This is a genomic window from Paraburkholderia haematera (genome assembly GCF_905220975.1).
GTDB classification, from domain to species: Bacteria; Pseudomonadota; Gammaproteobacteria; order Burkholderiales; family Burkholderiaceae; genus Paraburkholderia; species Paraburkholderia haematera.
On sequence record NZ_CAJNBK010000029.1, the window covers coordinates 1 to 20,417 of the forward strand.

Genomic DNA, 20,417 nt, shown 5'->3' on the forward strand with positions numbered 1-20,417 from the left:
ATGCCGATCCGGGACTGGAAAGCAGCCCTGAACCGCTTCACCATCCAGTTCGAAGAACGGCTCGTGCCGGGTTAAACACAAACCCGTTTACACAAAATTCGGGACACCCTCGCGCCGTACGGCCGCGGCCTTCCTCAAACATCAATATTCCCCGCCCTCAACGCATTCGACTCAATGAAAGCCCGACGCGGTTCCACATCATCCCCCATGAGCGTAGTAAAGATCCCATCAGCCGCAATAGCATCCTCAATCTGCACACGAAGCAAGCGACGCACGGTCGGATCCATCGTCGTCTCCCAAAGCTGCCCAGGGTTCATCTCACCGAGACCCTTATAGCGCTGCTTCGAGATATTGCGTTCAGCATCAGCCAGCAACCACTTCATAGCGCTCTTGAAGTCGGTAACAGCCATACTCCGCTCACCACGCTTGATCACCGCCCCAGTCCCAATCAACCCCTTAAACGTATTAGCGGTATTGATCAGCTGCTGGTAATCAGCAGTCAACTGAAAATCCTGATCCAGCACAGAAATCTTCTGATTGCCGTGATGAGTCCGCGCGACGCGCAGCGAGCGCAGCTCACGCACCGGGTCATACATCGTCGTGACCTTAACCTCGGGCTTCAACGCATCATCACGCAACTTAGCTTCGAGAGCCGCCGCCGAAACCGCAGCCGCTTCCTCGCTAGACAGGTCAATAACAACCCCATCCATCACAGCCTCAAGCGCCCCAGCGTCATACAACCGGCTCAGTCGGTTCACCACAGCCTGGGCCAACAAATAAGCCCGAGCCAACTCACCCAACGCATCCCCAGTAATCGGCGTAGCCCCTTCCGAAGCCAACAACTCCGACCCCTGCAACGCCAGCTTCAGGATGTGAGCATTAACCTCAGCCTCATCCTTCAAATACCGCTCATCCTTACCCGCCTTGATCTTGAACAGCGGCGGCTGCGCGATATAGATATACCCACGCTCGATCATGTCCGGCATCTGACGATAGAAGAACGTCAGCAGCAGCGTGCGGATGTGCGCGCCGTCCACGTCAGCATCGGTCATGATGATGATGCGGTGATAACGCAGCTTGTCGAGGTTGTAGTCTTCCTTGCCGATCCCGCAACCCAGCGCCGTAATCAGCGTCACAATCTGCTCCGAAGAAAGCAGCTTGTCATAGCGCGCCTTCTCCACGTTGAGCACCTTGCCGCGCAGCGGCAAGATCGCCTGAAACTTCCGGTCACGCCCCTGCTTCGCCGAGCCGCCTGCCGAGTCGCCCTCGACGATATAAATTTCCGACTTCGCCGGGTCCTTCTCCTGGCAATCCGCCAGCTTGCCCGGCAGACCCACGCCATCCAGAACGCCCTTACGACGCGTCATTTCACGCGCCTTGCGAGCCGCATCCCGCGCCCGCGCCGCATCAACAATCTTGCCGCAAATGATCTTCGCGTCGTTCGGCGTTTCCAGCAGGAATTCTTCAAGCGCCTTCGCGACCACATCCTCCACCGGCGCGCGCACTTCCGACGACACCAGCTTGTCCTTGGTCTGCGCGCTGAACTTCGGCTCCGGCACCTTCACCGACAGCACGCACGAGAGCCCTTCGCGCATGTCGTCACCGGCCGTTTCGACCTTCGCTTTCTTCGCAACTTCGTGATCGGTGATGTACTTGTTCAACACGCGCGTCATCGCCGCACGCAACCCGGTCAAGTGCGAGCCGCCGTCGCGCTGCGGAATGTTGTTCGTGAAGCACAGCACGTTTTCGTTGTAGCTGTCGTTCCACTGCATCGCGACTTCGACGGCAATGCCGTCCTTCTCACCGCTCACGTGGAAAATGTTCGGATGCAGGACGGCCTTGTTCTTGTTGATGTACTCAACAAAACCCTTCACACCGCCCACAAACGCGAAATCTTCTTCCTTGCCCGAGCGCTGGTCGGTCAGCTTGATTCGCACGCCGTTATTCAGGAACGACAGTTCGCGAATCCGCTTGGCCAGAATGTCGTAGTGATATTCGACATTGCCGAAAATCGTTTCGTCCGCCAGGAAGTGCACTTCGGTACCGCGGTTTTCGGTGTCGCCAATGAGCTGAATCGGCGAGACAGCCACGCCGTCGATCTCTTCGAGCACGCGGTTCTGCGGCACGCCACGGTGGAATTCCATGAAGTGCTTCTTGCCGTCGCGGCGAATCGTGAGGCGCAGCCATGCCGACAGCGCGTTCACGCACGAGACGCCCACACCATGCAGGCCGCCGGACACCTTGTAGCTGTTCTGGTCGAACTTGCCGCCGGCGTGCAACTCGGTCATCACGATTTCAGCGGCGCTGCGCTTCGGATCGTGCTTGTCGTCCATCTTCAAGCCGGTCGGCACACCGCGGCCGTTGTCGGTGATCGAAATCGAGTTGTCCGCGTGGATAATCACCTGGATATCGTTGCAATGCCCCGCCAACGCTTCGTCGATCGAGTTGTCCAGCACTTCGAATACGAGGTGATGCAGACCGGTCCCGTCCGATGTATCCCCGATGTACATCCCGGGACGCTTGCGCACTGCCTCCAGACCTTCAAGGATCTGAATCGACGAGGCGCCGTAGCTGTTATCGGGTTGCGAATTGTTCGTGTCAGTCATGGATTTTTTCCGGTTCTGCGTTACTGCAAGGTTGCTGCTCGGGACTTTTCAAAACACCATAAAAACGCCAAAGGGGCGCTGCGCCCCTTGGTGTTGTTCTTTGGTTTTGGACGCGTTAGATGCGCATCGGCATCACGACGTATTTGAATTCGTCGTTCTCGGGAATCGTGATCAACGCGCTGGAGCTGGCGTCGCCAAGGCTCACTTGCAACATGTCGACCTTCAGGTTCGCGAGCACGTCGAGCAGATACGTGACGTTGAACCCGATATCGACGCTGTCGCCGTCGTACGCGATTTCCAGTTCTTCCTGCGCCTCTTCCTGATCGGCGTTGGTCGACATGATCTTCAACTGGCCCGGCTCGATGATGCAGCGCACGCCCTTGAATTTGTCCGACGTCAGAATCGCGGCGCGTTGCAGCGAGCGCTGCAGTTCTTCACGGCCGATCAAGAACTGATTCTTGTGCGACTTCGGAATCACGCGCTGGAAGTCGGGGAATTTGCCTTCCACCAGCTTCGACACCAGTTCGACCTGGCCGAACGTGAACTTCACCTGCGTTGCGGCGATGTCGATCTTCAGCGTGTCGTCGATGTCTTCCAGGAGACGCTGCAATTCCAGAATCGTCTTGCGCGGAATGATCACTTCCTGGCGCGCGAACGAGCCTTCGATCTTCATCGACGAGAACGCGAGGCGGTGGCCGTCAGTCGCGACCGCCATCAGCTGGTCGCCGTCTACCACCAGCAGCATGCCGTTCAGGTAGTAGCGGATGTCCTGCTGGGCCATCGAGAAATGGACCATGCCGAGCAACTGGCGGAACGTTTTCTGGGGAACCACCAGGTTCGCGCCGTAGTCTTTAGCCTGAGCGACGGTCGGGAACTCGTCGGCCGCCAGCGTTTGCAGCGCAAAGCGGCTTTTGCCGGATTGCACGGTCAAACGCTTGTCGTTCAGCGTAAGCGTGACCTGCCCGTCGGGCATGGCGCGCAGAATGTCGAGGAGCTTTCTTGCTGCCACCGTGGTCGCGACCGAATCGCCGCCCACGCCAAAATCGGCACGCGTGGTGATCTGCAACTCGAGGTCGGTCGACAGGAACGACACGTCAGGGCCGTTCTTGGTAATCAGCAAATTGGCGAGGATCGGCAACGTATGGCGGCGTTCGACGATGCCGCTCACGGTTTGCAGCGGCCTGAGGAGGTTATCGCGTTCGGTCTTGACCAGTTGCATAGAGTTCCTTCGTTGATATGACGGCCTGCGCGCCTGACTTGCCAGCCTTACAGCGCGCAACCGCGGCTCCCCGCCGGCGCCACGCAGCGCCTGTCACGGCGTGAATTCCGCCCGCGGCCGCCGGGCGGTTAAACCTGTATTGTGCCTGAAAACGGAACCGCTCCACTAAAATGGGGGCGAGTTCCGAAATAAACAGGTCGAATTTCCCATCCGACCTGCTTATCCCTTCAGCGTTTGCTCCAGCACGTGCAGTTCGTGGTTCAGCTGCGCGTCCGTGCCGCGCTCGGCGGCAATCTTGCGCACCGCGTGCAGCACGGTGGTGTGGTCGCGCCCGCCAAACAGCTCGCCGATTTCCGGCAAACTCTTCTGCGTCAGCTCCTTCGCCAGATACATTGCGATCTGCCGCGGCCGCGCAATGTTCGCCGGACGCTTCTTCGAATACATGTCCGCGACCTTGATGCTGTAGAAGTCAGCCGTGGTCTTCTGGATGTTTTCCACCGAAATCTGCCGGTTCTGCACCGTGAGCAGGTCTTTCAGCGCTTCTTTGGTCACTTCAATCGTGATTTCGCGGCCGTGGAACTTCGAATACGCGAGGATTTTGCGCAGCGCGCCTTCCAGTTCGCGGACGTTCGAGCGCAGATGCTTGGCGACGAAGAACGCGACGTCTTCATTCAGGCTCACGAACTCGGATTGCGCCTTGCGCATCAGAATCGCGACGCGCATTTCCAGCTCGGGCGGCTCGATCGCCACCGTCAGGCCGGAGTCGAAGCGCGAGATCAGGCGGTCGTCGATACCGGAGATTTCTTTCGGATACGTGTCGCTGGTGATGATCACCTGCGCCTTGTTCGCGACCAGCGCCTCGAACGCGTAGAAGAATTCCTCTTGCGTGCGCGACTTGCCGGAGAAGAACTGAATATCGTCGATCAGCAGCAGATCGAGCGAGTGGTAGTAACGCTTGAAGTCGTCGAACGCCTTGCGCTGGTAGGCCTTCACCACGTCGGACACATACTGTTCCGCATGGATGTAGCGAATCCGCGCGCCGGCCTTGTCCATTAGAAGCTGGTTGCCGATCGCGTGAATCAGGTGGGTCTTACCCAGACCCACGCCGCCATATAGAAACAGCGGGTTATACGAGATGCCGGGATTGTCCGCGACCTGAATCGCCGCGGCGCGCGCCAACTGGTTGGCCTTACCGGTCACGAAGTTGTCGAAGGTCAGCACGGGGTTGAGCTTCGAACGCTCGTACATGGAGTCGTTATCGCCGTTGCCGTTCGAGCTCGCGCTTTGGCCCGGACGCCATGTACGGCGGGCAGCCGCGGCTTCGTTCGCGTCGAGGCTGGGCAGATCGAGGTCGGCGGCATCTTCAGCCGCCGCGCGGGCGTTCGCGTTGAGGTCGGCCGCAGCGCGTGCATTCGCGTTGAGGTTCGCCATGGCGCTGTTCGCGCCGTTGGCGCGCGCAGCATGTGCCGATTGCACGGCGCCGACGGCCGCGTCCACTGCGGCACCGCCGCCGTTTGCACCAGACGAATGGCCGCCGCCCATCGAGCCTGAAGAAGACGCACGCGCCGGCGCCGACGACGCTGCCGCGGGGGCGCGCATGCCTGCTTTCGGGTCCAACACAAATTGCACGTCGACCGGGGCGTGCCAGAAATCGCGGGCCATGTCCGCGATGCGGCCGGAGAACTGGCTCTTGACCCAGTCGAGCTTGAAGCGGTTCGGCGCAGCGATGCTAAGCGTGTTCGCAGCGGCGTCGAAGGCGACCGGGGCCAACGGTTTGATCCACGTCACGTACTGCTGGGGCGTTAGCTCGCGCTCCAGCAATGCGGAACAGTGTTGCCAGAAATCGTTCATCGAGTTGCTGTCGTTATGGTATGCACGGCGTTCGCCGCTGCCCCTGTCGCGTTCGCGCAACAAGGCCCTGAGCAGCCAGGCGTAACGGCTCCAGGCGCTTGTGCCACAAGGGTTTGCGGGGCAAGCGAGCCGGAGCGGCGTGCAGGATTTTTGGGAAGTAAGGCGAGATTCTAACGCCAAAACGTCGGCGAAAGGGAGTTATCCACAGGGACGGATCATCTGACGAAGTCTCCCCGTGACGAGGCCGAACCAGGCTAAACTATTGACGGTCAACGAAAAACCGGTTTAAATAGCGGGTTCCGCGAAAACCAATTCAGTAAACCTCCGGCCATTGCGCTTTCAGCGATGATCGCGCGGTTATTTTTCGATCAAGTGAGAGCAACATGAAACGTACTTACCAACCTTCCGTTACCCGTCGCAAGCGCACCCACGGCTTCCGCGTTCGCATGAAGACTGCAGGTGGCCGCAAGGTCATCAACGCACGCCGCGCGAAGGGCCGCAAGCGCCTCGCCATCTAAGGCAGGCGAGCGGATTGCGCGCTCTGTCTGTGACAAGCGACGCCCGCGGTGAAGCGGGAGCGGCTGGGGCGCCGCAACTGGGCTCGGTTCCGTTGCGAGCGCAAGCCGCCTTCCCCAAAGCCGCAAGGCTACTGAAAACGGATGAATTTTCATCCGTTTTTCGTTTGCGCCCGTGGCGCCGCACCGCCCACTTCGTGGTGTACGGCCGGCCCACCGGCAACGACGCTCGCTTAGGCCTCGTGATCGGCAAGAAGTATGCGCCGCGCGCGGCCACGCGTAATCTGGTACGTCGACTCGCGCGTGAAGCCTTCCGGCTGCGTCGCGCGGAATTCGGCGGTTGGGATGTGCTGCTGCGTCTGCACACGCGCTTCGACAAGAAAGCTTTGCCGAGCGCCTCGTCGCCCCCGTTGAGGGCGCTGTGCCGCAGCGAGATAGAGGCGTTGCTCGACAAGGCAGCGCGCGAAATTGTCCGTCGCGAGGCGCCGCCCGCGGAAGCGCCCAAGACGGAATGACGCTCAAGTGACTGCCCGCTTTGCAGTACAGGCCGCCAAAGTAGGTCGGGCAGCCAGGCTGCACGGGCGTCGCCCGGTACTCCACGTTGCGCGGCGCAGCTAGGCCGCACCAGTCATGCAAACGGTACTCATCGCTTTACTGCGTTTCTACAAGGTTGCCGTGAGCCCAATGCTCGGCAACCGGTGCCGTTTTTACCCTTCCTGTTCTGATTACGCGCGCGAAGCAATCCAGTATCATGGCGCCGCGCGCGGGACTTATCTCGCCGCCAGGCGTATTTGCCGCTGCCACCCGTTTTCCGCGGGCGGTATCGATCTCGTCCCGCCTCCCACTTCTGAAAAGCGCTGACGCGCCGTTCCATCGACACTGAGACAACGCATGGATATCAAACGCACCGTCCTATGGGTCATCTTTTTCATGTCAGCGGTCATGCTGTTCGACAACTGGCAACGCGACCACGGACGCCCGTCGATGTTCTTCCCGAGCGCCAACCCGACCAAGACCGTCGGTAGCGCCGCACCGGGAACCACGACGCCGGGAACCCAATCCGCCGATCTGCCGGCCACCAACGCAGCAGCGCCGGGCAATGCGCCGGCTGCCGCGGCTCAGGGCCAGCTGATCAGCTTCAGCACCGACGTCTATAACGGCGAAATCGACACCCGCGGCGGCACGCTGTCGAAGCTGTCGCTCGTCAAGCAAGGCGACGGCAAGACGCCCGATCTGGTCATCACGCTGTTCGACCGCACCGCGAACCATACGTATCTGGCGCGCACGGGTCTGCTCGGTGGCGATTTCCCGAACCATAACGACATCTACACGCCGGTGCCGAACCAGCCGCACGATCTGCCGGGCGACGCCAAGTCGTTCCAGCTCAGCTTCGAGTCGCCGGTCAAAGGTGGCGTGAAGGTCATCAAGACCTATACGTTCACGCGCGGCAGCTATGTGATCGGTGTCGACACGAAGATCGAGAACGTCGGGACCGCGCCGGTCACGCCGTCGGTCTATATGGAACTGGTGCGCGACGATACGCCGGTGGAAACGCCGCGCTTCTCGCACACGTTCATCGGGCCGGCTGTCTACACCGACCAGCACCACTTCCAGAAGATGACGTTCAGCGACATCGACAAGAACAAGGAAGACTTCGTCAATTCGGCCGACAACGGCTGGATCGCGATGGTGCAGCATTACTTCGCGTCGGCGTGGATTCCGCAGCAAGGTGCGAAGCGCGACATTTATGTCGAGAAGATCGATCCGACGCTGTATCGCGTCGGTGTGAAGCAGCCGGTGGCGACCATCGCCCCGGGCCAATCGGCTGACGTGTCCGCGCGCCTGTTCGCCGGTCCGGAAGAAGAGCGCATGCTCGAAGGCATCGCCCCGGGTCTGGAACTGGTGAAGGACTACGGCTGGGTCACGATCATCGCGAAGCCGCTGTTCTGGGTGCTCGAGAAGATCCACAGCTATGTCGGCAACTGGGGCTGGTCGATCGTGCTGGTCACGCTGCTGATCAAGGCCGTGTTCTTCCCGCTGTCGGCGGCAAGCTACAAGTCGATGGCGCGCATGAAGGCGATCACGCCGCGTATGCAAGCCCTGCGCGAACGCTTCAAGGGCGATCCGCAGAAGATGAATTCAGCGCTGATGGAGCTGTACAAGACCGAGAAGGTCAATCCGTTCGGCGGCTGTCTGCCGGTCGTGATTCAGATTCCGGTGTTCATCTCGCTGTACTGGGTGCTGTTGTCGTCGGTTGAAATGCGCGGCGCACCGTGGATTCTCTGGATTCACGATCTGTCGCAGCAAGATCCGTTCTTCATCCTGCCGGTGCTGATGGCCGTCTCGATGTTCCTGCAGACCAAGCTGAACCCGACGCCGCCGGACCCGGTTCAAGCCAAGATGATGATGTTCATGCCGATCGCGTTCTCGGTCATGTTCTTCTTCTTCCCGGCCGGTCTGGTGCTGTACTACGTGGTGAACAACGTGCTGTCGATCGCCCAGCAGTACTACATCACGCGGATGATGGGTCAGTCGAAAACGAAAGCAGCCTGATTGACGTCTTGTCTGAAGCGGGTGGTGGTAGCGCCCGCTAGCTGACAGGCAGAAGCAGAAGCTAGCTGTTAAAAAAAGCCGCCCGGTTTGCGCCGGGCGGCTTTTTTGTTGGTCGGCCGATTGGCACTTGATTGGCACTTATGGTTTGATCGGGTCTTCAGGCGCGGCGCCCGTTGCCTGTTCCGTACCACCATCAAACTCAGTGATCATTTCTTCCAGCAGATTGCGCTGCTTCGGCGACAAACCCGCGAACCTCGTAGCCAATTCGATCGTTTCAGGTGAAAGTGGATACTTCTCGCCACGGGCAAGCGGTTTAGCCTTGCCGGATGGGGCGGGTCCGTAGTGCAGCCAGTGCACGTCTTTTTGCAGCCATGTAGCTAGAACCTGCAACTTATCGCGCTTTGGAATCGTCGTACCCGCGAGCCATTTGTGCGCGGTTTGCGGTGAGACGGCAGGGCCATTGCCATAGAGCAGATTGAATTCCCTGGCTAAATCGGTCCCACCCTTAATGTCTTTGGGGAGTGAGTCTTTCAGCCGTTTGGCGAAAGCTGCTTTTTCTTTGGAGGTCGGCATGGGCCCGATTGTGCAATTCGGCGCATAACCAGTGGACAACCATCCAGGCTATGTTTTAGCGTCTGTAAGCTATTTTTAGCCTGAAATCGCCACCTAATAACGCGTTTCACGATTTCGCCGAATACCGTCTTTTCCTTGCGTAGCATGCGTTTTAGGCATTCTGGCGTGTCCATCTGTCGCAAGTGCGTCTTAGGCTATCTTAGCTTGTGTGAGATAAATCCTTATTAGTCTTATGGAAATTAGGCCGCCCTAGGAATCGAGCCCTAGTCCAGAGCCAGAGGATGCCCGCGTTACAATGCGCGGCGCCCGCTCATGCGCATTCAATCCCTTCTGATAGTCTCGTCCCCATGCTCGCCACCGATTCCGATCCGATCGTCGCCATTGCCACCGCACCCGGCCGAGGCGGAATCGGGGTCGTGCGGATTTCGTGCGGACGTGCCGGGGCAGTCGCCGCTGAGCCGCTGATGCAAGCACTCACCGGCCAGGCACTCGCGCCACGGCATGCGAGTTATGTGCCCTTTCTCGACGACGTCGGCAACGCGCTCGATCGCGGTATCGCGCTGTACTTTCCCGCGCCGCACTCCTACACCGGCGAGCATGTGCTCGAGTTGCAAGGCCACGGCGGTCCGGTCGTGCTGCAACTGGTGCTGCAGCGTTGCATCGACGCCGGCCGTGCGTTTGGCCTGCGCCTCGCCGAACCGGGCGAATTCACGCGGCGCGCGTTTCTCAACGACAAGCTGGATCTGGCACAAGCGGAAGCTGTCGCCGATCTGATCGAGGCCAGCACCGAGGCTGCGGCGCGCTCGGCAGGCCGCTCGCTCGACGGCGCGTTTTCGCGCGACATCCACGCGCTGGTCGAAGAGGTCATCACGCTGCGGATGCTGGTCGAAGCGACGCTCGATTTCCCGGAAGAAGAAATCGACTTTCTCGAAGCCGCCGACGCCCGCGGCAAGCTCACGCGAATTCGCGAGCGCCTTGCGCACGTACTGAGCGAAGCACGCCAGGGCGCGTTGCTGCGCGAGGGTTTGTCGGTGGTGCTGGCGGGGCAGCCGAACGTCGGCAAGTCGTCGTTGCTGAACGCACTGGCCGGCGCGGAGCTGGCCATCGTCACGCCGATCGCCGGCACGACGCGCGACAAAGTCGCGCAGACAATCCAGATCGAAGGTATTCCACTGCATGTGATCGACACGGCCGGCCTGCGCGATACCGAAGACGAGGTGGAAAAGATCGGCATTGCGCGCACATGGAGCGAGATCGAACGCGCGGACGTCGTGCTGCATCTGCTCGATGCGCGAACCGGCATGACCGCCGAAGACGAAACGATCGCCGGTCGTTTTCCGGGCGGCGTACCGGTGGTGCGCGTGCTGAACAAGACCGATCTGACCGGGCTCGCACCGACCGCGGCACCGCTGGACGCCGATCTGGATCTCAGCGAAGTGCGGCTCTCGGCGAAGCAAGGCGATGGCGTGGCGTTGCTGCGTGAGGAATTGCTGCGCATCGCCGGCTGGCAGGCCGGCGCGGAGAGTGTCTACCTTGCGCGCGAGCGGCATCTGATTGCGCTGCGCGCAGCCCAGGAACATCTGGCGACGGCTGCGGCGCACGCCGATCAGAACGCGCAAGCACTGGATCTGTTCGCCGAGGAGCTGCGCCTCGCGCAGGACCAACTGAACTCGATCACCGGTGAATTCAGTTCGGACGACTTGCTCGGCGTGATTTTCAGCCGGTTTTGTATCGGCAAGTAAGCAAGGCCGGTAATTTGTGCGTGGAAGGCTTAGCTGGTATGGCAAAGATGGCGTTTCACCACAATCTCCCGGACACGCGAAAAATGCCATCTGTTGACCCAAACGTATCAATTTCTTTGGTACACAAAAGACATCCAGCTTAAAATCGCCGCTGTCCGAGTATCAATCGATCCGCCATGCCCAAACTAGCCGCCCCCCTCACCGAAACGCAGATCCGCGCGCTTGAACCCCGCGCCACCCGGTATTGCGTCGCGGACGGCAACGGCCTTGTTATCGAAATCATGACAACGGGCACCAAGGTCTGGCGTTTCCGCTATTCGCTGAACGGCAAGCGCCAGCCGCTCGTCACGATCGGCGACTACCGGATGATTTCGCTGCGGGTCGCGCGCGCCAAGGCGCAGAAGTACGCTGAGATGGTCGCGAGCGGCAACTCGCCAGTGGCGACGGCGCGCCGCGACCGCGGGGTGGAGAGCAAGATAGAGGTGCTGCGCGAGGGCGCGGAACTCTATCTTGCGACGGAGATGGCTGGCAAGTCAGCGGAATATCAGCGCACCACGCGGCGCGCGTTCGAAAAAGATGTGCTGCCCGCCATTGGCGCCAAGCCGATCAAAGCCGTGACGGACGACGACATCCGCGCAATTTGCGAGCAGATCAAAAGCCGTGGCTCGCCCAAGATGGCGCTGCACACGCGCAACGCGGTCAAGCGGCTCTATGAGTACCTGATCGCCCGGCAACTCGCCACGGCCAATCCGGCAGAGCTCATCCCGGCCCGCTTCATCGCAACGCCGGACAGCCGCACCCGCGTGCTCGCTCCAGACGAAATGGGCGCCATGCTCCGCGCGATTTATGCATCGAACATTCGACGTCCGCTGAAATTGGCTTTGCACCTGCTCGTGCTGACGATGGTGAGGAAATCGGACATCGTCGAGGCAGCCTGGTCCGAATTCAACCTCAACACAGCGCGATGGACGATCCCCGCCGCGCGGATGAACAAGGGCCGCGAGCACGTGGTGTATCTCTCGCATCAGGCGGTCGCCCTGCTTCGCGAGCTCCAGGACACGAAAACCAGCCGAAACTTCGTATTCCCGAGCGTCAGGGGCGACGATCGGCCGATCGCGAAAAGCACGCTCAATCAGGCCGTCAAATCGCTCGGACTCGACGTGGAGCATTTCGTCCTACATGACTTTCGGCGTACCGCCGCCACCCGCTTGCGCGAATTGGGGCAGCCTTCGAGCGTGATTGAAAATGCGCTGGCGCATATCGTCAAAGACGCCCCGGGGGGAGACGACCACGCGAAGCATGTCGCGCAACGGCGGGGAACCTCGCAACTGTGGGCGGATTTCGTCGACGCCCAGATCGAGAGCGGCCGACAAGGCGCGATCGGCTAAGTGCGGCAGGTGTCAGGCCGGTTGCCACGGTTCATCACGCCATTGGACAACGGCATGTTTGATGGTACACAGCTAAATCGACGCCATCCACAAGTACCTGCCCGAGAAAAGAAAAATATCTTTCTCACTAGGTTCTTAATTGCCTTGCGCCACACCCTGCCAGCCCCTTCGCGTCATTTCCAGCGCGCGGCCAGCCAACCCATCACAGCGTCCTTTTTTTTCTCGCCGTTCATCGCCTAAACTAGAGCATGGATGCAAGCCGGGACGGAGGCTCCCATGTCTGAATCGTTGATGGCTTATTTGTTGGGACCTTTGGTGATGCTGCTGGTCGGCGTGGCGATCTGGGCCGCGTCCCACTCCCGCCACAAGACGAAGCCGGAGCGCCTCGAACGCTGGCTCGACACGCATTACGCGGAGTGGCTGCATCACAAGCACTGAAGGCAGACACCCAAGATGACAAGGCCGTCGCACATTGCGACGGCCTTTTTCTCTGTGGTGCGCGAGCACTGAGACTGCGCGCGCCCGCGCAACTCATTTACCAGCCCGGTTGTTGTTGCTGCTGCGGATACCCATATTGTTCGGGCGGCGGCGCACCGCACGCGACGTACGCGCGCTGGTACTGGTCATAGCAATATCCGGGCGGCGGCCCCGCATACACGGGCGCCGGCTGATACACCGGTTGCGCATACACAGGCTGCGCATAGACCGGCTGCTGGTAAGCGACCACAGGCGCCGGATTCAGCGCGGACGTGACCACCGCACCGAGCAAGGCACCGCCGATCAGCGCCCCGACGACATCGCCGCCATTACCATGAGCCGACGCCTGACCGGCTACGCTCAGGCTCCCCACCATCACCAACGCCACCGCAATCTTTTTCATGTTTCGCTCCCGCCGTTCAAGCATGGAACAGATTGTGTAGGGCACGCGTGGAAATAGATGCTGCAGTTGGTAACCGGGCATTACGGGTGTAACGCCTAGGTGAACATGCGCCACACCGACCGCCATCCATTCCCACGATCAATGTAAAATTCGCCGCATGACCCGTCGGACAAATCCGACGACCCGCAAAGCTTTCCGATCCTTCGACCCCGAGACCAACAAGTCGGCATCGGGCGTCGAGCCCAAGCCAAAAAAGTTAAGGGGCGTGCGCGTGAAACAATGGACCATCCGGCAACGGATTCTGTGCAGCTTCGGGATCGTGCTGATCGTGATGCTGGCAATGGCAATCGTCACCTTCGAGCAACTCGGCGGGATTGACCGCGACGCGAAGAGCCAGCAAGAAGACTCGATGCCCGGCCTCTACTACGCGACCGCCATGCGGGCGGCCTGGTTCGAGAACTACACCGTCACGCAGCGTCTCATTTACGTGGATGCGGACCCCGAGTCCGTCAAGCGCGATACCGTACGTTTGCAAGAGACCGAGCAAACGCTTCAAAAGCTGTTCGGCGACTACGGCGAGACCATTTTCCGCGACAACGATCGCGAGTTCTTCAATGACTTCCGGCAGCAGCACACGCAATACCTGCCAATCCAGGCATCTCTGTTGAACGTCTTGCCGAGTTCGAAAGAGAACGCCGCGCGGATCTTCAACACGCAACTCACGTCGATCTGGGAAGCGGGCCGCCTGTCGGCGCGCAAGCTGGTCGAAAACAACAAAACCGACGCCGACAAAGCCGCCGAAAACATCCGCAACTCGGTCGAGACGACCCGTATCGTGCTGCTCGTGATGCTGCTGATCGCCGCCGTCGCTGCCGTGCTAGCCGGCTACTGGCTGCTGCGCGCGGTCACCACGCCGATGGCTAAGGTGCTGCAGGTCGTCGACATCATGCGCACGGGCGACCTCACGCAACGTCTGCAACTGAACCGCGCGGATGAAATCGGCGCGCTCGAAGCGGGCTTTAACCGCATGACCGACGAGCTCACCGCACTGGTCGGCCAGGCGCAGAAGTCGGCGGTTCAGGTCACCACCTCGGTGACGGAAATCGCCGCGACCTCGCGCGAACAGCAAGCCACCGCGAACGAAACCGCGGCGACCACCACCGAGATCGGCGCCACATCGCGCGAAATCTTCGCGACCTCGCGTGACCTGCTGCGCACGATGAACGAAGTCTCCGAAGTAGCCGGCCAATCAGCCGCGCTCGCCGGCACCGGCCACGCCGGTCTCGCGCGCATGGAAGACACCATGCGCCTCGTGATGGAAGCCGCCGGCTCGGTCAACGCGAAGCTGGCGATCCTCAACGAGAAGGCCAGCAACATCAATCAGGTCGTCGCCACCATCACCAAGGTCGCGGATCAGACCAATCTGCTCTCGTTGAACGCGGCGATCGAAGCAGAAAAGGCCGGCGAATACGGCCGGGGCTTCGCGGTCGTGGCAACCGAGATTCGCCGACTCGCCGATCAAACCGCCGTCGCAACCTACGACATCGAACAGATGGTCAAGGAGATCCAGTCAGCGGTGGCGGCGGGCGTCATGGGCATGGACAAGTTCTCCGAAGAAGTGCGGCGCGGCATGCTCGACGTGCAGAACGTGGGCGGCCATCTCACGCAGATCATCCAGCAGGTGCAGGCGCTCGCGCCGCGCTTCTCGATGGTCAACGAAGGCATGCAGACGCAAGCCACCGGCGCCGAGCAGATCACCCAGGCGCTGACGCAGCTCTCGGAGGCGGCGCAGCAGACGGCGGAATCGCTGCGCCAGTCGACCCAGGCGATCGATGATCTGACACACGTCGCCAATAGTCTGCGTACCGGCGTATCGCGTTTCAAGGTGATGGCCTGACGCGCCGCGCGGGCTCGTTCACGCGCGCTGAAGCACTCACCCACACGCCATCCCAGCCCACGCCGATGCTCTTCATCCTCTTCACGCTCGATAGCGAACGCTACGTGATCGACGCGACACAGGTGGAGCGTCTGATGCCGCTCACGCCGCAGTCGCCGCCCAAGACGATCCCCGGCGCGCCGTCGTGGGTCGCGGGCGTACTCGATCACGAAGGCACGCCGCTGCCGGTGATCGATCTGCCGGCGCTCGCGCTCGGCCGCCCCGCCGCGCAATTGATGTCGACGCGCGTCGTGCTGGTGCGCTATCCGCACGCGGGCACGGTGCGCCTGCTCGCGCTGCTGCTCGAAGGCGCAACGCGCACCATCCGCCTCGACGCCGACGCGTTTCACGACGCCGGCATCGACATGCCGCACGCGCGCTATCTCGGCCCGGTCGCGAGTGAAGCAAGCGGTCTGGTGCAATGGATTCGCGTCGAGCACCTGCTGCCCGACGACGTCAAAGCCCTGCTGTTTCCCGAGGCGCACGCATGAACGCGCATCACGATAACGCGCCGCTCTATCGACGCTTCACCGATCTGCTGCATCGAACCATCGGGCTCGATGCAGCGTCGCTCGGTCATCGCGCGATCGAACGCGCGGTCGATCAGCGCGCCGCCGCCTGGTGCGCGGACGGTCACACCGACGCCACCCTCGCCGACTACTGGGACGCCGTGCAAGCCTCGCCCGCCGTGGTGCAGGCACTGGTGGAAACGGTCGTGGTGCCGGAGACCTGGTTCTATCGCGACGCCGACGCGTTCAAAGCACTCGCACGCCTCGCGCGCGAACGCGTCGACGAGCGCGGCACCGCGCTGCCGTTGCGGATTCTGAGCCTGCCCTGCTCGACCGGCGAAGAGCCGTACACGATCGCGATGACACTGCTCGATGCTGGCGTCGACGCCGCGCATCTGCGCATCGACGCGATGGATATCAGCGAGCGCTCGCTGGCCGTCGCGCAACGCGCCGTCTACAGCCGCAACTCGTTTCGCGGCAATGCGTTCCCGTTTCGCGACGCCCACTTCACGCGCACCGAAGATGGCTGGCGTCTCGCTCCGCGCATCGTCGACGCGGTCCGGTTTTCGCGCGCCAATCTGATGCAACTCGATGCCACGGCGCTCGGCGTCTACGACTTCGTGTTCTGCCGCAATGTACTGATTTACTTCGACCGTGACGCACAACAGACGGCCCTGCATGCGCTCAATGACGTGCTGGCTGAAAACGGCACGCTGTTCGTCGGCCCTGCGGAAACCGGTTTGTTGATGCGTTATGGCATGCAGTCGGCGAAGATTCCCCTGGCGTTCGCGTTCCACCGCGCGGGCTCCGCTGAAGCGCAGTTCAACGGCTGGCACACCGCACCGCTCGCCACCGCCGCGGCACTCGCCATGACGCATTCGCCGGTGCCCGCGCTCGCGCCGCTGCAAGTGTTCTCGGCCGAGCCTTTCGCGTGGCCCGATCCGGTTGCACGCACCGCGTTCAGCGCGAGTTCGCCGCTCACGTTTTCCAACGGTACGTTACGGCCCTCGGCACTGAACGATACGCGGGCGCACTCGCCGGTTAGCGGCATGCCGGGTCGCGCGACCCACCCGTTGAAACCCGCGTCGCCGTCGCAGGACCTCGTGCCGCCCCAAATCACCTCGCCGCCCCACGCCGCGCGTGACACGCTGCAAGCCGCGCACGCATTGGCCGACGCGGGCCGCCTGACGGAAGCCGCGAACGCGATCAACGCTTATCTGGAACAGCACGCACCGCACGCCGAGGCGTTCTATCTGCTCGGCGTGCTGGCCGACGCCGGTGGCGACACGAATCTCGCACGCGGCCAGTATCGCAAGGCGCTCTACCTCGACCCGCAGCACGCCGAAGCACTCGCGCATCTGGCAACGCTGCTCGAACTCGAAGGCGACCGCAACGGCGCGCGTCTGTTGATGGAACGTGCGTCGCGCGCACAGCGAGCGCAACGTGGTTGAGGAGCGCACCGTGAGTTTCGACGATTGCTGGAACCGCATTGGCGTGCGCGGCGATTCGTCGTGCGAGCGGCTGGTCGAATACGTGCGCTGTCTGAATTGCCCCGTGTTCGAAGCGGCCGCGGCCAAATTGCTGGAGCGTCCGATTCCGCTCGTGGATCTCTCGCTGCATGACGCCGATACGCCGGCGCTACAGGCATTGCCGCAAAGGCATGATCCGCAAGGCGCAAGTGAATCGTTCCTGATTTTCCGCATTGACGGCGAATGGCTCGCGCTGCCTACACCGATCTTCAAGCGCATCGTGCAGACGCGGCCGATTCATACGTTGCCGCACCGCCAGCATCGCGCGGTGCTGGGCGTGGTGAATGTGCAGGGCGACCTGCTGGTGTGCCTGTCGCTCGCGCATCTGCTGGGTTTCGAGGCCGACATCGCCGCGAGCGACGATCAGGCGCGTCACGATCTGCCGCGTTTGCTGGTGGTTTCGCGCGACGAAGAGCAGGCGGTGTTACCCGTCGACCAGGTCGATGGCGTGCATCGCATCGCGATCTCTACTTTTTGCGCTCCGCCGGCGACACTCTCGCAAGCGGCTGCCGCGCATACGCGCGCCGTGGCCCCGTGGCGCGGCATGACGGTCGGCCTGCTCGACGCCGATGCATTGTTCGATACCTTGAACCGGAGTCTCGGATGACGGACGACCCGCGCCGCCCGTCGCTGATCGATCTCTTCCGCGAAGAGGCGCGCACCCAGGCACGCGTGCTCAACGACGGCCTGCTGACTCTCGACCGAGCGCCGCGCGATGCCGCCGCGCTCGAAGCCTGCATGCGCGCGGCGCATTCGCTGAAGGGCGCGGCGCGGATCGTCGGTGTGCAGGTTGGCGTCGAACTCGCGCACGCGATGGAAGATTGTTTTGTCGCGGCGCAGGAAGGACGCGCGTTGCTCGATGCCGCCTGGATCGACGAGTTGTTGCGCGGTGTCGATATCGTTGCGCGCATCGGCAATGACGAGGACGAGTCGGCGCGTGACGCGGTCAGTGCGTGCGTGGCGTCGTTGCAAGCGCGTATGGCGGGTGTCGTGCCGCATGGCGCGGCATTGCGGCGGGAGGCTGTTCCGGCGGCTGCCGCGCATCCTGCTCGCGTCGCCGGATCGGCATCTGGATCCGCAGCCAGCGTAGCCACCGAACCACAAGCCGCATCCGCCGACGCTGACCATGACGCCGACGCCGCATTCAATCTGCTGGCCAACGCCCTGCGCGCCGAAGCGGCGTCCGCCTCGACCGAACCGGCCAGCACGACTGCAAATGAGTCCGCGCCCGCCTCTGCAACCCCGTTCGCTTCTGCAAGCGCCTCTGCGTCCGCCGCCGCAACCCCGGCCGTTCCTGCAAACACCTCTGGGTCGTCGGCAGCAACCGCATCGGCCCCGAACGAAGCAAGCCTCCCAGCCACCGACCCCGGCCGCATGCTGCGCGTACGCGCCGACAACCTCGACCGGCTACTCTCCTTATCCGGCGAGTCACTGGTCGAATCGCGCTGGCTCAAACCCTTCGCTCAATCGATGCTGCGCGTCAAGCGCGTCCAACGTGACGGCGCACGCGCGCTGGATCAGTTGCACGAAACGCTCGCCGACCTGAAGCTCGACCCGCGCGCGCATGCCGCGCTCGAAGAATTGCGACGCCTCACCGCGGAATCGCAGCATCTGCTCGCCGAGCGTCTGGCCGATCTGGAGAACTTCGACCGCCGCTCGACACATCTGTCGCAGCAGCTTTACGACGCCGCGCTGCAATGCCGGATGCGCCCCTTCGGCGACGGCACCGGCGGTCTCGCGCGCATGGTGCGCGACGTCGCGCGCTCGCTCGGCAAGAAGGTCCGCTGGCAACTGGTCGGTGAATCGACTCAGGTGGACCGCGACATCCTCGATCTGCTCGAAGCGCCGCTCGGCCACATGCTGCGCAATGCGATCGACCACGGCATCGAAGCGCCTGCGATACGTCTCGCGCACGGCAAGCCCGAAGAAGGCACGCTGACGCTCGACGCGCGCCACACCGCCGGCGCGCTCCTCATCACCGTTACCGACGACGGCGCGGGCATCGACCTCGACGCGTTGCGCACGTCGATTGTCCGCAAAAAGCTGGCGAGCGCTGAAACGGCCGCGCGAATGTCCGAGACCGAACTGCTCGAATTCCTGTTCCTGCCCGGCTTCTCGCTGCGCGACCAGGTCACCGAAGTCTCGGGCCGCGGCGTTGGACTCGACGCGGTGTACGACGTCGTCAAACGCGTGCGTGGCGCGGTGCGCATCACGCAGGAACCCGGCGCCGGCACGCGTGTGCAGTTGCAGCTGCCGCTCACGCTCTCGGTGATCCGCAGCCTGCTCGTCGAAGTCGCGGGCGAGCCGTACGCCGTGCCGCTTGCGCATGTGAACCGCACGCTGCACGTGAGCCGCGCGGATATCGAATTGCTCGAAGGCCATCAGCACATTGCCTTCGACGGCCGCCGCATTGGCGTCGTCACCGCGCACCAGATTCTCGACACGGCGCCACCCGCCAACGAAGCCGACACCGTCAGCATGATCGTGATCGGCGACGGCGAGGAAACCTACGGCGTGGTGGTCGATCGCTTTCTCGGCGAGCGGATGCTGGTCGTGCAGCCGCTCGACCCGCGCCTCGGCAAGATCAGGAACATCACCGCCGGCGCGTTGATGGAAAACGGCGACCCGGTGCTGATCGCGGATGTCGACGACTGGCTGCGCTCCGTCGAGAGACTGGTGGCCGGAGGCGATCTGAAACACACGCAGCACGGCGCCGCCCTCACTGCCCGGCGCGTCACGCGGCGCGTGCTGGTGGTCGACGATTCGCTCACCGTGCGCGAACTCGAACGCAAGCTGCTGGCGACGCGCGGCTACGACGTGACGATCGCCGTCGACGGCATGGACGGCTGGAACGCGGTGCGCGCCGAGCGCTTCGACCTCGTGATTACCGACATCGATATGCCGCGCATGGACGGCATCGAACTCGTCACGCTCATCAAACGCGATCCGCAACTGCAGGCGCTACCGGTGATGATCGTCTCGTACAAGGATCGTGAAGAGGACCGCCGCGCCGGCCTGAACGCGGGCGCGGATTACTATCTCGCGAAAGGCAGTTTCCATGACGAAGCGTTGCTCGATGCAGTGCGCGATCTGATCGGCGAAGCTTACGGCTAAAC

The 20,417-nt window shown here is 62.2% G+C and carries 17 protein-coding genes; 12 read left to right on the forward strand and 5 right to left on the reverse strand.

Translation table 11 applies throughout. The annotated features are described in order from the left end of the window. Nucleotides 1-134: 134 nt before the first annotated feature. The 3 genes from gyrB to dnaA all read right to left on the reverse strand — a co-directional run bounded on the left by gyrB (nt 135) and on the right by dnaA (nt 5,676). On the reverse strand, nt 135-2,606 hold the full coding sequence (gene gyrB, locus KHO23_RS30210; RefSeq protein ID WP_211616037.1) for a DNA topoisomerase (ATP-hydrolyzing) subunit B: 2,472 nt from the start codon (nt 2,604-2,606) through the stop codon (nt 135-137). Between the two features lie 115 nt (nt 2,607-2,721). Beyond that, nucleotides 2,722-3,825 (reverse strand): DNA polymerase III subunit beta, encoded by a 1,104-nt coding sequence (gene dnaN / locus KHO23_RS30215; protein ID WP_074281733.1) that lies wholly within the window; start codon nt 3,823-3,825, stop codon nt 2,722-2,724. A gap of 219 nt (nt 3,826-4,044) precedes the next feature. Next, a complete protein-coding gene (gene dnaA, locus KHO23_RS30220) occupies nt 4,045-5,676 on the reverse strand; it encodes a chromosomal replication initiator protein DnaA (RefSeq protein WP_236067051.1) in 1,632 nt (543 codons plus the stop codon). A 383-nt stretch (nt 5,677-6,059) separates the two neighbouring features. On the opposite strand from dnaA, the gene rpmH reads away from it, so the two are divergent. The 4 genes from rpmH (at nt 6,060) to yidC (ending at nt 8,744) form a co-directional block, all read left to right on the forward strand. After that, nucleotides 6,060-6,194 carry a 50S ribosomal protein L34 gene (gene rpmH / locus KHO23_RS30225; protein WP_004198824.1) on the forward strand — a complete coding sequence of 45 codons (135 nt, stop codon included), beginning with the start codon at nt 6,060-6,062 and terminating at the stop codon, nt 6,192-6,194. Between the two features lie 14 nt (nt 6,195-6,208). Further along, complete coding sequence (rnpA, locus tag KHO23_RS30230; protein ID WP_211616040.1) at nt 6,209-6,706, forward strand: ribonuclease P protein component; 498 nt, start codon at nt 6,209-6,211, stop codon at nt 6,704-6,706. A 115-nt stretch (nt 6,707-6,821) separates the two neighbouring features. After that, nucleotides 6,822-7,052: a membrane protein insertion efficiency factor YidD gene (gene yidD, locus KHO23_RS30235; protein WP_007180115.1), complete on the forward strand. Its 231-nt coding sequence runs from the start codon at nt 6,822-6,824 to the stop codon at nt 7,050-7,052. A 30-nt stretch (nt 7,053-7,082) separates the two neighbouring features. After that, complete coding sequence (yidC, locus tag KHO23_RS30240) at nt 7,083-8,744, forward strand: membrane protein insertase YidC (RefSeq protein WP_211616042.1); 1,662 nt, start codon at nt 7,083-7,085, stop codon at nt 8,742-8,744. Between the two features lie 138 nt (nt 8,745-8,882). Here yidC and KHO23_RS30245 read toward each other — a convergent pair whose 3' ends face one another. Next, nucleotides 8,883-9,317, reverse strand: a complete 435-nt coding sequence (locus tag KHO23_RS30245) for an XRE family transcriptional regulator (RefSeq protein WP_211616044.1) — start codon at nt 9,315-9,317, stop codon at nt 8,883-8,885. A 347-nt stretch (nt 9,318-9,664) separates the two neighbouring features. Here KHO23_RS30245 and mnmE point away from each other — a divergent pair, with 347 nt between their 5' ends. The 3 genes from mnmE to KHO23_RS30260 all read left to right on the forward strand — a co-directional run bounded on the left by mnmE (nt 9,665) and on the right by KHO23_RS30260 (nt 12,885). Beyond that, nucleotides 9,665-11,059: a tRNA uridine-5-carboxymethylaminomethyl(34) synthesis GTPase MnmE gene (mnmE, locus tag KHO23_RS30250; RefSeq protein ID WP_211616046.1), complete on the forward strand. Its 1,395-nt coding sequence runs from the start codon at nt 9,665-9,667 to the stop codon at nt 11,057-11,059. A gap of 176 nt (nt 11,060-11,235) precedes the next feature. Continuing rightward, nucleotides 11,236-12,447, forward strand: a complete 1,212-nt coding sequence (locus KHO23_RS30255; protein ID WP_211616048.1) for a tyrosine-type recombinase/integrase — start codon at nt 11,236-11,238, stop codon at nt 12,445-12,447. Nucleotides 12,448-12,723: 276 nt separating this feature from the next. Then, nucleotides 12,724-12,885 carry a hypothetical protein gene (locus tag KHO23_RS30260; protein ID WP_211616050.1) on the forward strand — a complete coding sequence of 54 codons (162 nt, stop codon included), beginning with the start codon at nt 12,724-12,726 and terminating at the stop codon, nt 12,883-12,885. A gap of 97 nt (nt 12,886-12,982) precedes the next feature. Here KHO23_RS30260 and KHO23_RS30265 read toward each other — a convergent pair whose 3' ends face one another. Next, nucleotides 12,983-13,327 (reverse strand): ecotin precursor, encoded by a 345-nt coding sequence (locus KHO23_RS30265; protein ID WP_211616052.1) that lies wholly within the window; start codon nt 13,325-13,327, stop codon nt 12,983-12,985. 271 nt (nt 13,328-13,598) lie between these two features. Between KHO23_RS30265 and KHO23_RS30270 the strand changes: the two genes are divergently transcribed. The 5 genes from KHO23_RS30270 to KHO23_RS30290 all read left to right on the forward strand — a co-directional run bounded on the left by KHO23_RS30270 (nt 13,599) and on the right by KHO23_RS30290 (nt 20,415). Continuing rightward, nucleotides 13,599-15,224, forward strand: a complete 1,626-nt coding sequence (locus KHO23_RS30270) for a methyl-accepting chemotaxis protein (RefSeq protein WP_211616054.1) — start codon at nt 13,599-13,601, stop codon at nt 15,222-15,224. A gap of 65 nt (nt 15,225-15,289) precedes the next feature. Further along, nucleotides 15,290-15,754: a chemotaxis protein CheW gene (locus KHO23_RS30275; RefSeq protein WP_211616056.1), complete on the forward strand. Its 465-nt coding sequence runs from the start codon at nt 15,290-15,292 to the stop codon at nt 15,752-15,754. Further along, nucleotides 15,751-17,223 carry a CheR family methyltransferase gene (locus KHO23_RS30280; protein WP_211616058.1) on the forward strand — a complete coding sequence of 491 codons (1,473 nt, stop codon included), beginning with the start codon at nt 15,751-15,753 and terminating at the stop codon, nt 17,221-17,223. Before KHO23_RS30275 ends, KHO23_RS30280 begins: the two co-directional genes overlap by 4 nt. Nucleotides 17,224-17,233: 10 nt before the next feature. Then, nucleotides 17,234-17,908 carry a chemotaxis protein CheW gene (locus KHO23_RS30285; protein ID WP_236067052.1) on the forward strand — a complete coding sequence of 225 codons (675 nt, stop codon included), beginning with the start codon at nt 17,234-17,236 and terminating at the stop codon, nt 17,906-17,908. Further along, nucleotides 17,905-20,415, forward strand: coding sequence for a hybrid sensor histidine kinase/response regulator (locus KHO23_RS30290; protein ID WP_211616062.1), 2,511 nt, complete (start codon nt 17,905-17,907; stop codon nt 20,413-20,415). Before KHO23_RS30285 ends, KHO23_RS30290 begins: the two co-directional genes overlap by 4 nt. Nucleotides 20,416-20,417 lie beyond the last annotated feature (2 nt).

Bases quoted from the DNA above. Each gene is read 5' to 3' on its own strand.
- gyrB (WP_211616037.1), bottom strand. From the start codon at position 2,606: ATGACTGACACGAACAATTCGCAACCCGATAACAGCTACGGCGCCTCG.
- dnaN (WP_074281733.1), bottom strand. From the start codon at position 3,825: ATGCAACTGGTCAAGACCGAACGCGATAACCTCCTCAGGCCGCTGCAA.
- dnaA (WP_236067051.1), bottom strand. From the start codon at position 5,676: ATGAACGATTTCTGGCAACACTGTTCCGCATTGCTGGAGCGCGAGCTA.
- rpmH (WP_004198824.1), top strand. From the start codon at position 6,060: ATGAAACGTACTTACCAACCTTCCGTTACCCGTCGCAAGCGCACCCAC.
- yidD (WP_007180115.1), top strand. From the start codon at position 6,822: ATGCAAACGGTACTCATCGCTTTACTGCGTTTCTACAAGGTTGCCGTG.
- yidC (WP_211616042.1), top strand. From the start codon at position 7,083: ATGGATATCAAACGCACCGTCCTATGGGTCATCTTTTTCATGTCAGCG.
- KHO23_RS30245 (WP_211616044.1), bottom strand. From the start codon at position 9,317: ATGCCGACCTCCAAAGAAAAAGCAGCTTTCGCCAAACGGCTGAAAGAC.
- mnmE (WP_211616046.1), top strand. From the start codon at position 9,665: ATGCTCGCCACCGATTCCGATCCGATCGTCGCCATTGCCACCGCACCC.
- KHO23_RS30255 (WP_211616048.1), top strand. From the start codon at position 11,236: ATGCCCAAACTAGCCGCCCCCCTCACCGAAACGCAGATCCGCGCGCTT.
- KHO23_RS30260 (WP_211616050.1), top strand. From the start codon at position 12,724: ATGTCTGAATCGTTGATGGCTTATTTGTTGGGACCTTTGGTGATGCTG.
- KHO23_RS30265 (WP_211616052.1), bottom strand. From the start codon at position 13,327: ATGAAAAAGATTGCGGTGGCGTTGGTGATGGTGGGGAGCCTGAGCGTA.
- KHO23_RS30275 (WP_211616056.1), top strand. From the start codon at position 15,290: ATGCTCTTCATCCTCTTCACGCTCGATAGCGAACGCTACGTGATCGAC.
- KHO23_RS30280 (WP_211616058.1), top strand. From the start codon at position 15,751: ATGAACGCGCATCACGATAACGCGCCGCTCTATCGACGCTTCACCGAT.
- KHO23_RS30290 (WP_211616062.1), top strand. From the start codon at position 17,905: ATGACGGACGACCCGCGCCGCCCGTCGCTGATCGATCTCTTCCGCGAA.